The sequence below is a fragment of the Pseudomonas sp. WC2401 genome, from assembly GCF_041200115.1.
GTDB lineage: Bacteria > Pseudomonadota > Gammaproteobacteria > Pseudomonadales > Pseudomonadaceae > Aquipseudomonas > Aquipseudomonas fragi.
Genome location: NZ_CP165623.1, coordinates 847543 through 860691, shown reverse-complemented (window position 1 = coordinate 860691; position 13149 = coordinate 847543). Strand labels below are relative to the sequence as shown.

The 13149-nt window shown below is 58.4% G+C and carries 15 protein-coding genes and 1 pseudogene; 8 read left to right on the top strand and 8 right to left on the bottom strand.

Features of this window, described 5'->3' with window-relative positions; translation table 11 throughout:
- Positions 1–226: 226 nt before the first annotated feature.
- Entirely contained in the window at positions 227–1720 is a 1494-nt protein-coding gene (locus AB3G35_RS03835) for an aldehyde dehydrogenase (protein WP_083369714.1), read from the bottom strand.
- A gap of 168 nt (positions 1721–1888) precedes the next feature.
- Between AB3G35_RS03835 and AB3G35_RS03830 the strand changes: the two genes are divergently transcribed.
- On the top strand, positions 1889–2260 hold the full coding sequence (locus AB3G35_RS03830; protein WP_016782688.1) for a cupin domain-containing protein: 372 nt from the start codon (positions 1889–1891) through the stop codon (positions 2258–2260).
- Positions 2261–2458: 198 nt separating this feature from the next.
- Positions 2459–2752: an I78 family peptidase inhibitor gene (locus tag AB3G35_RS03825; RefSeq protein WP_016782689.1), complete on the top strand. Its 294-nt coding sequence runs from the start codon at positions 2459–2461 to the stop codon at positions 2750–2752.
- A gap of 70 nt (positions 2753–2822) precedes the next feature.
- Here AB3G35_RS03825 and rpmG read toward each other — a convergent pair whose 3' ends face one another.
- The 3 genes from rpmG to AB3G35_RS03810 all read right to left on the bottom strand — a co-directional run bounded on the left by rpmG (position 2823) and on the right by AB3G35_RS03810 (position 3584).
- Positions 2823–2978: a 50S ribosomal protein L33 gene (gene rpmG, locus AB3G35_RS03820; protein ID WP_003437824.1), complete on the bottom strand. Its 156-nt coding sequence runs from the start codon at positions 2976–2978 to the stop codon at positions 2823–2825.
- A gap of 11 nt (positions 2979–2989) precedes the next feature.
- Positions 2990–3223, bottom strand: a complete 234-nt coding sequence (gene rpmB, locus AB3G35_RS03815) for a 50S ribosomal protein L28 (RefSeq protein ID WP_019410280.1) — start codon at positions 3221–3223, stop codon at positions 2990–2992.
- A gap of 148 nt (positions 3224–3371) precedes the next feature.
- Positions 3372–3584, bottom strand: a complete 213-nt coding sequence (locus AB3G35_RS03810) for a hypothetical protein (protein ID WP_134050281.1) — start codon at positions 3582–3584, stop codon at positions 3372–3374.
- Positions 3585–3735: 151 nt separating this feature from the next.
- On the opposite strand from AB3G35_RS03810, the gene AB3G35_RS03805 reads away from it, so the two are divergent.
- Entirely contained in the window at positions 3736–5322 is a 1587-nt protein-coding gene (locus tag AB3G35_RS03805) for an ABC transporter substrate-binding protein (protein WP_324708351.1), read from the top strand.
- 3 nt (positions 5323–5325) lie between these two features.
- Here the strand turns inward: AB3G35_RS03805 and radC are convergent, their stop codons facing one another.
- Positions 5326–6000: a DNA repair protein RadC gene (gene radC / locus AB3G35_RS03800; RefSeq protein ID WP_016782692.1), complete on the bottom strand. Its 675-nt coding sequence runs from the start codon at positions 5998–6000 to the stop codon at positions 5326–5328.
- Between the two features lie 122 nt (positions 6001–6122).
- Between radC and coaBC the strand changes: the two genes are divergently transcribed.
- The 4 genes and pseudogenes from coaBC (at position 6123) to argB (ending at position 10197) form a co-directional block, all read left to right on the top strand.
- Positions 6123–7331, top strand: coding sequence for a bifunctional phosphopantothenoylcysteine decarboxylase/phosphopantothenate--cysteine ligase CoaBC (gene coaBC / locus AB3G35_RS03795; protein ID WP_016782693.1), 1209 nt, complete (start codon positions 6123–6125; stop codon positions 7329–7331).
- 5 nt (positions 7332–7336) lie between these two features.
- Entirely contained in the window at positions 7337–7792 is a 456-nt protein-coding gene (gene dut, locus AB3G35_RS03790; protein ID WP_016782694.1) for a dUTP diphosphatase, read from the top strand.
- 70 nt (positions 7793–7862) lie between these two features.
- Positions 7863–9266 (top strand): annotated as a pseudogene (locus AB3G35_RS03785) (phosphomannomutase/phosphoglucomutase); the annotation flags it as partial.
- A 25-nt stretch (positions 9267–9291) separates the two neighbouring features.
- Entirely contained in the window at positions 9292–10197 is a 906-nt protein-coding gene (argB, locus tag AB3G35_RS03780) for an acetylglutamate kinase (RefSeq protein WP_016782696.1), read from the top strand.
- 62 nt (positions 10198–10259) lie between these two features.
- Here argB and pyrE read toward each other — a convergent pair whose 3' ends face one another.
- Positions 10260–10901, bottom strand: coding sequence for an orotate phosphoribosyltransferase (gene pyrE, locus AB3G35_RS03775; RefSeq protein WP_016782697.1), 642 nt, complete (start codon positions 10899–10901; stop codon positions 10260–10262).
- An 82-nt stretch (positions 10902–10983) separates the two neighbouring features.
- Here pyrE and AB3G35_RS03770 point away from each other — a divergent pair, with 82 nt between their 5' ends.
- Complete coding sequence (locus tag AB3G35_RS03770; RefSeq protein ID WP_016782698.1) at positions 10984–11763, top strand: exodeoxyribonuclease III; 780 nt, start codon at positions 10984–10986, stop codon at positions 11761–11763.
- Positions 11764–11942: 179 nt separating this feature from the next.
- On the opposite strand, the gene AB3G35_RS03765 is transcribed toward AB3G35_RS03770, so the two are convergent.
- Complete coding sequence (locus AB3G35_RS03765) at positions 11943–12311, bottom strand: DUF4870 domain-containing protein (protein ID WP_016782699.1); 369 nt, start codon at positions 12309–12311, stop codon at positions 11943–11945.
- A gap of 35 nt (positions 12312–12346) precedes the next feature.
- On the bottom strand, positions 12347–13069 hold the full coding sequence (rph, locus tag AB3G35_RS03760; protein ID WP_369782315.1) for a ribonuclease PH: 723 nt from the start codon (positions 13067–13069) through the stop codon (positions 12347–12349).
- Between the last annotated feature and the right edge of the window lie 80 nt (positions 13070–13149).

Below are 13149 nucleotides of genomic sequence, written 5' to 3'. Positions count from 1 at the left end.
TATTTTAGAGTTTCGGCAATCTGACAGTTTTAAGTTGAATCCAGCATCAACTCGGTCAGTCCCCTCTCCCTCCGGGAGAGGGTTAGGGTGAGGGCGCTACTTGTGTAGTGTAAAAACCATTGTGGGAGCGAACCCGCCCGCGATGAAGGCACCGGGGTCTGTCAGTCAGACCTCAGTGCTGCCATCGCGGGCAAGCCCGCTCCCACAGGGTGTTGCGCTTACGCTGTTACAGCTTGATCCAGGTGGACTTCAGCTCGGTGTACTTGTCGAACGCGTGCAGCGACTTGTCACGGCCGTTGCCCGACTGCTTGAAGCCACCAAACGGCGCGGTCATGTCGCCGCCATCGTATTGGTTGACCCACACGCTACCCGCGCGCAGGGCCTTGGCGGTCAGGTGCGCCTTGGAAATGTCCGCAGTCCACACGGCTGCTGCCAGGCCGTAAGGCGTGTCGTTGGCAATCTTGATGGCCTCTTCGGCGCTGTCGAAGGTGATCACCGACAGCACAGGGCCGAAGATTTCTTCCTGGGCGATTTTCATCGCGTTACTGACGCCGTCGAAAATGGTCGGTTCAACGTAGGTGCCGCCGGTTTCTTGCAGGATTTGATTACCGCCTGCGACCAGTTTTGCGCCTTCACTATGGCCAGACTTGATGTACGACAGCACGGTGTTCATTTGCTGGGTATCGACCAGAGCGCCCACGGTGGTGTCCGGATCCAGCGGGTTGCCGGGCTTCCAGCCCTTGAGTGCGTCGACCACCAGCGGTAGGAATTTGTCTTTGATCGAGCGCTCCACCAGCAGGCGCGAACCGGCGGTGCAGACTTCGCCCTGGTTGAAGGCAATGGCGCTGGCCGCCGCTTCGGCAGCGGCTTGCAGGTCCGGCGCATCGGCGAAAACGATGTTCGGGCTTTTGCCGCCAGCTTCAAGCCAGATGCGCTTCATATTGGATTCGCCCGCGTAAATCATCAATTGCTTGGCGATTTTGGTCGAACCGGTAAACACCAGCGTATCGACATCCATATGCAGGGCCAGGGCCTTGCCAACGGTGTGGCCGTAGCCTGGCAGCACGTTGAACACGCCCGCAGGAATACCGGCTTCAACCGCCAGCGCTGCGATACGAATGGCTGTCAGAGGAGACTTTTCGGACGGCTTGAGAATGACCGAGTTACCGGTCGACAGGGCCGGGCCCAGTTTCCAGCAGGCCATCATCAGCGGGAAGTTCCACGGCACGATGGCAGCAACCACGCCCACCGGCTCACGGGTTACCAGGCCCAGCTGGTCGTGGGGGGTGGCGGCAACTTCATCGTAGATCTTGTCGATGGCTTCGCCGCTCCAGCTCAGCGCGCCGGCAGCACCGGGTACGTCGATATGCAGGGAGTCACTGATCGGCTTGCCCATGTCCAGGGTTTCAAGCAGGGCCAGTTCTTCGGCGTTTTGCTTGAGCAGGCCGGCAAAGCGGATCATTGCCGCCTTGCGCTTGGCCGGGGCCAGGCGCGACCAGACGCCGGACTCGAACGTCTTGCGGGCCACTTCAACGGCGCGCTGGGCATCTGCGCTATCACAGCTGGCAACCTTGCCCAGCAAGCGGCCATCGACCGGGCTCAGACACTCGAACGTTTCATTGGAGACCGCAGCGGTGTACTCACCGTTGATAAAGGCGCGACCTTCGATTTTCAGCTGTTGGGCCCGTTGTTCCCAGTCAGCACGCGTCAGGGTGGTCATTCGAGTGTCCTCCTCTTGTTGAAATGGAAGCGCCACCCTAAACCAGTGGCCATTGAACTTTCAATATATTTGACACAAGTGACGCATACGGCATGGCTTGTTCGTTTTAATAAACATAGACTTTGGTTTTCTGACCACATACGCCGCAATTTCGGGGGGATAACAAAGATGAGCATCGCAAGCGTAGTCGACTTCAGCACTGCCAATACCCAGGCTGAGCGTTTTAGTCCGGCCCCGGAAAAGGTGCTCAAAGGCAGCCCCGAACAAGTTATCCACAACCACTACGACAGCCCCTGTGGGCAAATGAACGCCGGAGTGTGGGAAGGAGCTGTGGGCCAGTGGACCGTCAATTACACCGAGCACGAATACTGCGAGATCGTGCAGGGCGTTTCCGTTTTGCGTGACCATGAAGGTAACGCCAAGACCCTGCGCGCCGGAGATCGCTTTGTCATCCCCGCGGGCTTCAAAGGGACATGGGAAGTACTGGAGCCATGTCGGAAAATTTACGTCGTCTTTGAGAAAAAGGCCGAAGACAGCTGATCCAGAGCTTTAAACAAGCCCTGCCACGCTTTGCTGGCGGGGCTTTTTTATGCCTGCCCTTCAAGGTAACGACTACAAATTCAGAAATACGTCACCAGCACCTTTCGCGCCGATTTGGGCCAGTCTTGGGAGAACGCCGGGCACTTACGGAATGAGACCCGCAGCGTTACTTCATTTATCTGAAAACAGGGAAGATCCATGTCCAGTCTGAATGCGTTGAAACGTTTGTTAGTGGCCAGCAGCGTCGTACTGGGGGTTTGCTCCACGCCCGCAATGGCTGAGCAGGGCGGCAAGTGCAAACAGGTTGCAATCAATTTTCTGGTTGCGCCTGAGGCGACGCCTGCCCTGCTGGAGATGTTGCGTCGCGAGACCGGGGCGACAGAAATTCGCGTCGAGGAACCCGGCAAGGGCTATACCAAGGAATACAACGCTGATCGTCTTCGCGTTATTGTCGACGAAAACAACCTGATGCAGAGCTTTATGTGCGGCTAAGGCCGAAAAGCGCGCACAAAAAAGGCCCGTATCGTGAGATATGGGCCTTTTTCGTAAGAAGAAAAACCAATTACTTGATTTTGGCTTCTTTGTAGATCACGTGCTTGCGAACCCGCGGATCGAATTTTTTGATTTCGATTTTGTCCGGAGTGGTGCGCTTGTTCTTATCAGTGGTGTAGAAATGGCCTGTACCAGCGCTCGACACCAAACGGATCAATTCACGCATGATTAGCTCCCTTAGATCTTGCCAGCACGGCGGATTTCGGCCAGCACGACAGTGATGCCACGCTTGTCGATGATACGCATGCCTTTAGCAGATACGCGCAGACGTACGAAACGTTTCTCTTCTTCAACCCAGAAGCGGTGATGCTGCAGGTTCGGCAGGAAACGACGACGGGTTTTGTTATTTGCGTGGGAAATGTTATTCCCAGTCACCGGACCCTTACCGGTAACTTGACAGACTCTCGACATGCCTCAGCCCTCTAAAACCACATGCCCAACCCGGCATGGGTTGGCCGCTTAATCTCTCAGTCATGGCGCCAGGCGCCGCGTTTCTTTAAGGGTCTTACCGGCTACACCTACAAACGCAGGAACCGGGCCCCTAGAAAAGAGCGCTGCTTTATACCAGAAAGACTAAAGAGCAACAACAAGCAGTGTGATTTGGTGTAATTAATGAAGCCGCCATTTTAACGCCAATCCACGCCGCGTCTATGCCTTGTGGCGTTTTACCGCTCGTCGCTGGGTGAAAGATTTCAGGTGCTAGCGCCATCTTGTAGCCGCTGCCGAAGGCTGCGATCGAGCGCGCAGCGATCGCGTTTTCACGATTATTCAAGGCCCTGCGGGCCTTGTCGCAGCCTTCGGCAGCGACTACAGGATGTCGAATGCCATTAAAAAGTAGTCATTTAGCAATCAGAACACTAGGGTAAGGCTTTTCCAGACTGCACTTGCAGATGGGCCTCATCGACTTGTACAGGAAACAGATCATGCGCCTCGCTGCCGTCCCTTTTTTGCTCACCTTTTGCCTGAGCCCGCTGGTACAGGCGGCCACCTTGAGCGTTTGCACCGAGGCCAGCCCTGAAGGGTTCGACGTTGTGCAGTACAACTCGCTCAGCACCACCAATGCTTCGGCAGACGTGCTGATGAACCGCCTGGTGGACTTTGACGCCAAAGCCGCAAAGCTGGTGCCTTCACTGGCGCAAAGCTGGTCAGTGTCCCCTGACGGTCTTGTGTACGACTTCAAGCTACGCCCCGGGGTCAAGTTCCACAACACGGCCTATTTCACTCCAAGCCGTGAATTGAATGCCGATGACGTGCGTTTCAGCTTCGAACGCATGCTTGATCCCACCAACCCGTGGCATAAGGTGGCCCAAAGCGGTTTCCCCCATGCGCAATCCTTGCAACTGCCCGAGCTGATCAAAAAGATTGAAACACCCGACCCGCTGACTGTGCGCTTTACCCTCAGCCGCCCTGATTCGACCTTTCTGCCAGCACTGAGCATGGGCTTTGCCTCGATCTACTCAGCCGAATATGCCGACAAACTGATGAAAGCGGGCACGCCCGAGTTGATGAACAGCCAGCCGATCGGCACCGGGCCCTTCATCTTCAACCGTTTCCAGAAAGACGCCGTGGTGCGCTACAAGGCCAACCCGGACTACTTTGCCGGCAAGCCTGCGGTGGATGGGCTGATTTTTGCCATCACCCCTGATGCCAACGTGCGCCTGCAGAAGTTGCGTCGCAATGAATGCCAGATTGCCCTCTCGCCCAAGCCGCTGGACGTAGCCGCCGCGGCCAAGGATCCGGCGCTGGCAGTCACGCAAACCCCGGCCTTCATGACCGCGTTTGTGGCCATCAATAGCCAGCATCCGCCACTGGATAAACCCGAAGTTCGTCAGGCCATTAATCTGGCTTTCGACAAGGACACTTATCTCAAGGCCGTGTTTGAAAATGGCGCCCAGGCGGCCAACGGGATTTACCCGGCAACCACCTGGAGTTATGCCAAGGACTTGCCGGGGTATGCTCACGACCCGCAAAAAGCCCGGGAGTTGTTGGCCAGGGCGGGGCTGAAAGACGGCTTCAAAACCACAATCTGGACGCGCCCGACAGGCAGCGTGCTCAATCCCAACCCGAGCCTTGGAGCACAGTTGCTGCAGGCTGACCTGGCCAAGGTGGGCATCCAGGCCGATATCCGCGTGATCGAGTGGGGTGAGTTGATCCGTCGCGCCAAGGCGGGCGAACATGACCTGCTATTTATGGGCTGGGCGGGCGATAACGGTGACCCGGACAACTTCCTCACGCCGCAGTTTTCCTGTGCGGCAGTGAAGTCCGGGACCAACTTTGCGCGCTATTGCGACAAGACCCTGGACGGTTTGATCAGCCAGGGCAAAACCCTGACCGAACAGGACAAGCGCAGCGCGTTGTATCAAAAGGCGCAAGCGCAGATCCAGCAGCAAGCCCTGTGGCTGCCGCTGGCCCATCCAACGGCCTACGCACTGACCCGTAAAGACGTACAGGGATATCAGGTAAGCCCGTTTGGGCGTCAGGACTTTTCAACAGTCAGCGTTAAGCCCTGAGCCTTACATCCAGCCGCGTTCGACCATCGAAAGCGGCTGGCCGTCGCCGACTATAAAGTGATCCAGAACCCGCACTTCGATCAGGTCCAGCGCCTGGATCAGACGCCTGGTCAAAGTCCGGTCAGCCTGGCTGGGTTCGCTGATGCCGGAGGGATGGTTGTGGCAGAAAATCACCGCTGCGGCATTGTGCGCCAGGGCGCGCTTGACCACTTGGCGCGGGTAGACGCTGGCGCTGTCTATCGAGCCCCTGAAAAGCACTTCAAAGGCCAGCATGCGGTGCCGGGTGTCCAGAAACAGGCAACCAAACACTTCGTGCGGCTCATGACGCAGCAAGGCCTTGAAATAGTCGCGAACAGCTTGCGGGCTCTCTAGCGCGCTTTCGCGGCGCAAGCGTTCGGCCAGATGGCGGCGACTCATTTCCAGTACGGCCTGCAACTGGCTGAACTTGGCCGGGCCCAGCCCGAGCTGGCGACAGAAGGCACGCAGATCAGCTTCGAGCAAGGCCCGCAGGCTGCCAAATTCGCTGAGCAGATGGCGCGCAAGATCGACCGCGCTTTTGCCCGAAACCCCGGTGCGCAAGAAGATTGCCAGCAGTTCGGCGTCGGAAAGACTGCCGGATCCGTGTTGCAAAAGCTTCTCCCGCGGACGCTCTGCCGCAGGCCAATCTCGAATGCTCATAACACCTCCTTGTGAGTGGGCGCCGCTGTTCCCTGGCAGGCGCTGTGTTATCTTAGCCCATCATTTTTGCGCAGCATTTGGCCATTTTCTGCGCAGTCATCATCGAACTAAAAGGCAGGCCTATGCAGCGGCTGTATCGAAAACGCATTGTCTTGGGCGTCGGCGGCGGCATCGCGGCTTACAAGAGTGCAGAGCTGGTTCGCCGTCTCCTGGACCAAGGCGCGGAAGTACGGGTTGTCATGACCCGCGGCGGCAGCGAATTCATCACCCCCCTGACCATGCAGGCGTTGTCCGGGCACCCCGTTCATCTGGATTTGCTCGACCCTGCGGCAGAAGCGGCCATGGGGCATATCGAGCTGGCCAAGTGGGCCGACCTGGTGCTGATTGCACCTGCAACTGCAGACCTGATTGCCCGCCTTGCCCAAGGCCTGGCCAATGACCTGCTGACCACCCTGGTGCTGGCTACGGATGCCACGGTTGCCATCGCGCCGGCGATGAACCAGGCCATGTGGCGCGACCCGGCCACCCAGGCCAATACCCGACTGCTCGAAAGCCGCGGCCTGCGCGTGTTTGGCCCGGCGTCTGGCAGTCAGGCCTGTGGCGACGTGGGTTTTGGCCGCATGCTCGAAGCCGATGATCTGGTGCACTGCGCCGCCGAGTGTTTCCAGCGCCAGCTGCTGACCGGCAAGCATGTGCTGATTACTGCCGGGCCGACCCAGGAAAACATCGACCCGGTGCGTTACATCACCAACCACAGCTCGGGCAAAATGGGCTTCGCCCTGGCCGAAGCGGCAGTGGAAGCCGGTGCCCGCGTGACCCTGATTACCGGCCCGGTACACCTGCCGACTCCGGATCGCGTCACCCGCATCGACGTGGTAAGCGCCCGTGACATGCTCGCAGCCTGTGAAGCGGCGATCCCCTGTGACGTGTTTATCGCGTCCGCTGCGGTTGCAGACTACCGCCCGGAAGTCGTTGCCCCGCAAAAACTCAAGAAAGACCCTACCAAGGGTGACGGCCTGCTGCTGCAGATGGTGCGTAATCCAGACATTCTGGCCACTATTGCTTCACGCCCTGACCGCCCTTTCAGTGTCGGTTTTGCCGCAGAAACCGAGCACTTGCTCGATTACGCAGCACGCAAGCTCAAAGACAAAAACCTCGACCTGATTGTCGCCAACGATGTGGCCAACCCCAGCATCGGCTTCAACAGCGAAGAGAACGCCTGCAGCGTGATTGATCGCGAACTGCACGCCACCGTATTTGCCCAGACCAGCAAGGGCAAGATTGCCCGCCAACTGGTCACTTTTATCGCCGAACGTCTGAACCAGGTTTAACTCGTATGCACGCTTTGCAAGCCAAGATCCTCGACCCACGCATTGGTAACGAATTCCCGCTGCCGCAGTACGCCACCCCGGGCTCCGCCGGCCTCGACCTGCGCGCCATGCTTAAAGAAGACACCGTTCTGGAGCCGGGCCAGACCCTGCTGATCCCTACCGGCCTGTCGGTATACATTGGCGACCCTGGGCTTGCCGCCCTGATCCTGCCGCGTTCGGGCCTGGGCCATAAACATGGCATCGTGCTGGGGAACCTGGTCGGCCTGATCGACTCTGATTACCAGGGCGAGCTGATGGTGTCGTGCTGGAACCGTGGCCAGACCGCCTTCAACATCACCATCGGCGAACGTATCGCTCAGCTGGTACTGGTGCCGGTGGTACAAGCACACTTTGAACTGGTCGAAGAATTCGACGAAAGCCAGCGCGGCGCTGGCGGTTTTGGCCACTCCGGCAAGCTCTGATTTTGCACGACAAGGCCAGGCGTCCGACCTGGCCTTCAGCCCCTTCCTGAATCCTCTGCGCGTGGAGCACCCTGCGATGAGTAACCCCGCTTCGGTCCCACCGATACTGCCTGACAGCATTTTCCGCGCCTATGACATCCGCGGTGTGGTGCCAAAAACCCTGACCGCTGAAACCGCGTACTGGATCGGCCGTGCCGTCGGTGCCGAAAGCCTGGCCAAGGGTGAACCCCATGTGTCGGTAGGTCGGGACGGGCGCCTGTCAGGCCCTGAGCTGGTCGAACGCCTGATCCAGGGCGTGGCAGACAGTGGCTGCCAGGTTAGCGATGTTGGGCTGGTGCCGACCCCTGCGCTGTATTACGCCACGCATGTGCTGGCAGGCAAGTCGGGGGTGATGCTCACGGGCAGCCATAACCCGCCGGACTACAACGGTTTCAAGATCGTGATCGCGGGCGATACCCTGGCTGATGAGCAGATCAAGGCACTGCATACGCGGCTCAAGGCCAATGACCTGACCTGGGGCGAAGGGCGTATAGAACGTGTAGATATTTTGCCCCTCTACACCGAAGTGATTACCCGCGATATCAAGCTGGCCAAGCGCTTGAAGGTCGTTGTGGACTGCGGCAACGGCGTGGCCGGGGTCATCGCCCCCCAGTTGATTGAAGCCTTGGGTTGTGATGTGACCGCCCTTTTTTGCGAAGTGGATGGCAATTTCCCCAACCATCACCCCGACCCTAGCAAGCCGGAAAACCTCGTGGATTTGATCGCCAAGGTCAAAGAAACCAATGCCGATATAGGGCTTGCCTTTGATGGTGATGCTGATCGCGTGGGTGTCGTGACCAACACTGGCACCATGATCTTTGCTGACCACTTACTGATGTTGTTCGCCCAGGATGTAATGGAGCGCAACCCGGACGCCGAGATCATTTTCGATGTGAAATGCACCCGCCGTCTGATCCCGCTCATCAAGGAACTCGGCGGTCGACCACTGATGTGGAAGACAGGCCATTCGCTGATGAAAAAGAAGATGAAAGAAACCGGCGCCTTGCTGGCTGGCGAAATGAGCGGGCATATCTTTTTCAAAGAACGCTGGTTCGGTTTTGACGACGGCATCTATAGCGCTGCACGCCTGCTGGAGATCCTCAGCAAGCGTGAGGTAACTGCTGAAGAGCTGTTTGAAACCTTCCCGAACGATATTTCCACACCTGAAATCAATATCGATGTGACGGACGAGAGCAAATTCAGCATCATTGAGGCCCTGCACGACGCCCAATGGGGCGAAGCCGCCGAGCTGACGACCATTGATGGTGTGCGGGTTGACTACCCTCATGGCTGGGGCCTGGTTCGCGCCTCCAACACCACCCCGGTGCTGGTGCTGCGATTCGAGGCCGAAACCGAGGCCGAACTGCAACGTATCAAGGATGTCTTTCACGCTCAATTGCAGCGTGTGGCACCTGATCTCCAACTACCGTTTTGACCGACTTGTTCTACCGGAGCCCTGAATGACCCTCGAACGTGATGCCGCCTCCAACGTCGCCAAGGTTTTGTCCGAAGCGCTGCCCTACATTCGCCGTTACGTCGGCAAGACGCTGGTGATCAAGTACGGCGGCAACGCTATGGAGAACGATGACCTGAAAACCGGCTTTGCCCGTGACATCGTGCTGATGAAGGCCGTGGGGATCAACCCGGTCGTAGTCCACGGTGGCGGCCCGCAAATCGGCGACCTGCTCAAGCGTTTGTCCATCGAGAGCCATTTTATCGACGGCATGCGCGTGACCGACTCGCAAACCATGGATGTGGTGGAAATGGTGCTGGGCGGCCATGTGAACAAGGAAATCGTCAACCTGATCAACCGCCACGGCGGCAGTGCCATCGGCCTGACCGGTAAGGACGCGACGCTGATTCGCGCCAAAAAAATGGTCGTGACCCGTCAGACGCCAGAAATGACCAAGCCGGAAATCATCGACTTCGGTCATGTGGGCGAGGTCATCGACATCAACACCGACCTGCTGCACATGCTGACCAAGGGTGATTTCATCCCGGTGATTGCGCCGATCGGCGTGGGCGCCAATGGCGAGTCCTACAACATCAACGCCGACTTGGTGGCGGGCAAGGTTGCCGAAGCCCTCAAGGCCGAGAAACTGATGCTGCTGACCAACATCGCCGGCTTGATGGACAAGGAAGGCAAGGTACTGACCGGCCTGACGACCGCTCAGGTGGATGACCTGATCGCCGACGGCACCATTTATGGTGGCATGCTGCCAAAAATCCGCTGCGCACTGGAAGCTGTGCAAGGTGGCGTGACCACGGCGCATATCGTCGACGGGCGCGTGCCGAATGCCGTACTGCTGGAAATCTTCACCGATACCGGTGTAGGTACGCTGATTACCAATAGCAAACCGGCTTAAGCAGAACTAAAAAAGCCCCGCCCGGAGTGATCCGGGCGGGGCTTTTTTATGGGCGGGGGGGATTAAATCCCGTACTGCGCCCGGTACGCCTCAACGGCTGGCAGGTATTGCTTGAGCGTTTCGTCTTCGGCCAGGTATTGCAGCACCTGGTTCAACGAAACAATGCTGATCACCGGAATACCGAAGTCGCGCTCGACTTCCTGGATCGCCGACAGCTCGCCGTTACCGCGCTCCTGACGGTTGAGGGCAATCATCACGCCGGCCGCCTTGGCGCCCTGGGCCTGGATGATCTGCATCACCTCACGGATAGCGGTACCGGCCGTGATCACGTCGTCGATGATCAGGATATCGCCTTCCAGCGGCGAGCCAACCAGGCTGCCGCCTTCGCCGTGAGCTTTGGCTTCCTTGCGGTTGAAGCACCACGGCAGGTCGCGGTCGTGGTGTTCGGCCAGTGCCACGGCAGTGGTCGCCGCCAGGGGGATGCCCTTGTAGGCCGGGCCAAAGAGCACGTCGAAGGAAATGCCGCTGTCAACGATGGCCGCCGCATAGAAGCGCCCCAGCTGGGCCAGGGCGGAACCGGTGTTGAACAGGCCGGCATTGAAGAAGTAAGGACTGGTGCGCCCGGACTTCAGGGTGAACTCACCGAAGCGCAGTACGCCGCGATCGATGGCAAAACGGATGAAGTCGCGCTGATACGCTTGCATGAAAAAGGCCCCAGATACCACGGATTTAGCTAATTGGTAAGACGGCGTGTATCATACACGCACGAGATTTTTGGGGCCATTTATGCGGATCATCAGTGTGAACGTCAATGGTATTCAGACGGCAGTCGAGCGCGGTTTGCTCAGTTGGCTGCAAGCTCAGAATGCCGACGTTATCTGCCTGCAGGACACCCGTGCCTCCGCCTTTGAACTGGACGATCCAGCCTACCAGCTCGATGGCTACTTTCTTTATGCCTGTGACGCCGAAGTTCCTGCCCAAGGTGGTGTGGCTTTGTACTCGCGGTTGCAGCCGAAAGCAGTCATCACCGGGCTTGGCTTCGAGACGGCCGATCGCTACGGGCGCTACCTGCAAGCCGATTTCGATAAGGTCAGCATCGCGACCTTGCTGCTCCCTTCGGGGCAGAACGGCGATGAAGACTTGAATCAAAAATTCAAGCTAATGGACGACTTTGCACGCTATCTCGACAAGCAGCGTCGCAAGCGTCGTGAGTACATCTACTGCGGCTCGCTGTATGTGGCGCAGCAGAAACTCGACATTAAAAACTGGCGCGACAGCCAGCAATCGCCTGGCTTCCTGGCGCCTGAACGGGCCTGGATGGATGAGATTGTCGGCAACATGGGCTATGTCGATGCCCTGCGTGAAGTCAGTCGTGAAGGCGACCAGTACAGCTGGTGGCCGGACAACGAACAGGCCGAGATGCTGAATTTGGGCTGGCGTTTTGACTACCAGTTGCTGACACCGGGCTTGCGCCGCTTTGTACGAAGCGCTCGCATGCCGCGTCAGCCACGCTTCTCGCAGCACGCGCCATTGATCGTGGACTACGACTGGACACTGACTATCTAAGTGTTTTTTCGCAGTTAAAAAAAGGCCCGTATCGGAAGATACGGGCCTTTTTTGTACGCAACCCATTGTGGTGGCGGGCGATGTGGGAGCGGGCTTGCCCGCGATGGCATCAACGCGGTTTACCAGACAGACCGCATCGTTTGCATCGCGAGCAAGCCCGCTCCCACAAGGCAGGTGTGTTACTTGAGCGGCCGCCAGGTGAAAGGGTAACGATAAGCCACCCCGTCATTGGCCTTGACCCCGGCAATCACCACCAGCACCACCGCACCGATCAGCACCAGGCCCAGCAGCGCAAAGCCGATCAGCACGAACATCAGCACATAGCAAATGGCCGAGGCAATCGCCACGGTGATCTGGAAGTTCATCGCTTCCTTGCCCTGATCGTCGATAAAGGGATCGCTCTCGCGCTTTACCTGCCACAGGATCAGCGGGCCGATCAGGCTGCCAAACGGAAACCACATCCCCAGGAACGCCGAAAAATGACAGAACATGGCCCATTTGCGAGCGTCGCGGCTCGGTCCAGGTTTTGAAAGATCCAGTTCGCTCATGAGATTCTCCAAGTGCTAAGCGTTGGCTCGGGTAATCAGTCAGCCAGTGCCGCTTGTTGCAGGGCAAAAATTTTGTTCATGCCTTTCTGCGCCAGTGCCAGCATGGCGTTCAGCTCTTCAGGCTGGAACGGCGCGCCTTCGGCGGTGCCTTGAACTTCGATGAAACCGCCGCTACTGGTCATCACCACGTTCAGGTCGGTTTCAGCAGCCGAATCTTCAGGATAGTCCAGGTCAAGTACCGGTACGCCCTGGTACATGCCCACCGATACCGCCGCGATCATCTGCTTGATCGGGTCGCCGCCCTTGAGGCCGCCACGCTTCTTGATGATTTTCAGGGCGTCGACCAGGGCAACCATTGCACCGGTGATCGAGGCAGTGCGGGTGCCGCCATCAGCCTGGATCACGTCGCAGTCGACGTACAGGGTGATATCGCCCAGCTTGGACATGTCCAGCGCAGCACGCAGGGAGCGGCCGATCAGGCGCTGGATTTCCAGGGTACGCCCGCCTTGCTTGCCGCGGCTGGCTTCGCGCTGGTTACGGTCGCCGGTGGCGCGTGGCAGCATGCCGTATTCGGCAGTCAGCCAGCCCTGGCCCTGGCCTTTGAGGAAGCGCGGTACGCCATTCTCGACGCTGACGGTGCAGATGACTTTGGTGTCACCGAACTCGACCAGTACAGAACCCTCTGCGTGTTTGGTGTAGTTGCGGGTGATGCGGATCGGGCGGAGCTGATCGGCAACGCGACCACTTGGACGTTTCATGTGGGATACCTGTACGGGACGGAAAACTGCCGAGCATTATAAAGGAAAGGGCATGGCCGCGCAGGGCGCGTCGGTGGACG

What these genes read in the sequence shown, in the direction of transcription:
- AB3G35_RS03835 (WP_083369714.1), bottom strand. Translation starts at nt 1,720, where the DNA reads ATGACCACCCTGACGCGTGCTGACTGGGAACAACGGGCCCAACAGCTG.
- AB3G35_RS03830 (WP_016782688.1), top strand. Translation starts at nt 1,889, where the DNA reads ATGAGCATCGCAAGCGTAGTCGACTTCAGCACTGCCAATACCCAGGCT.
- AB3G35_RS03825 (WP_016782689.1), top strand. Translation starts at nt 2,459, where the DNA reads ATGTCCAGTCTGAATGCGTTGAAACGTTTGTTAGTGGCCAGCAGCGTC.
- rpmG (WP_003437824.1), bottom strand. Translation starts at nt 2,978, where the DNA reads ATGCGTGAATTGATCCGTTTGGTGTCGAGCGCTGGTACAGGCCATTTC.
- rpmB (WP_019410280.1), bottom strand. Translation starts at nt 3,223, where the DNA reads ATGTCGAGAGTCTGTCAAGTTACCGGTAAGGGTCCGGTGACTGGGAAT.
- AB3G35_RS03805 (WP_324708351.1), top strand. Translation starts at nt 3,736, where the DNA reads ATGCGCCTCGCTGCCGTCCCTTTTTTGCTCACCTTTTGCCTGAGCCCG.
- radC (WP_016782692.1), bottom strand. Translation starts at nt 6,000, where the DNA reads ATGAGCATTCGAGATTGGCCTGCGGCAGAGCGTCCGCGGGAGAAGCTT.
- coaBC (WP_016782693.1), top strand. Translation starts at nt 6,123, where the DNA reads ATGCAGCGGCTGTATCGAAAACGCATTGTCTTGGGCGTCGGCGGCGGC.
- dut (WP_016782694.1), top strand. Translation starts at nt 7,337, where the DNA reads ATGCACGCTTTGCAAGCCAAGATCCTCGACCCACGCATTGGTAACGAA.
- argB (WP_016782696.1), top strand. Translation starts at nt 9,292, where the DNA reads ATGACCCTCGAACGTGATGCCGCCTCCAACGTCGCCAAGGTTTTGTCC.
- pyrE (WP_016782697.1), bottom strand. Translation starts at nt 10,901, where the DNA reads ATGCAAGCGTATCAGCGCGACTTCATCCGTTTTGCCATCGATCGCGGC.
- AB3G35_RS03770 (WP_016782698.1), top strand. Translation starts at nt 10,984, where the DNA reads ATGCGGATCATCAGTGTGAACGTCAATGGTATTCAGACGGCAGTCGAG.
- AB3G35_RS03765 (WP_016782699.1), bottom strand. Translation starts at nt 12,311, where the DNA reads ATGAGCGAACTGGATCTTTCAAAACCTGGACCGAGCCGCGACGCTCGC.
- rph (WP_369782315.1), bottom strand. Translation starts at nt 13,069, where the DNA reads ATGAAACGTCCAAGTGGTCGCGTTGCCGATCAGCTCCGCCCGATCCGC.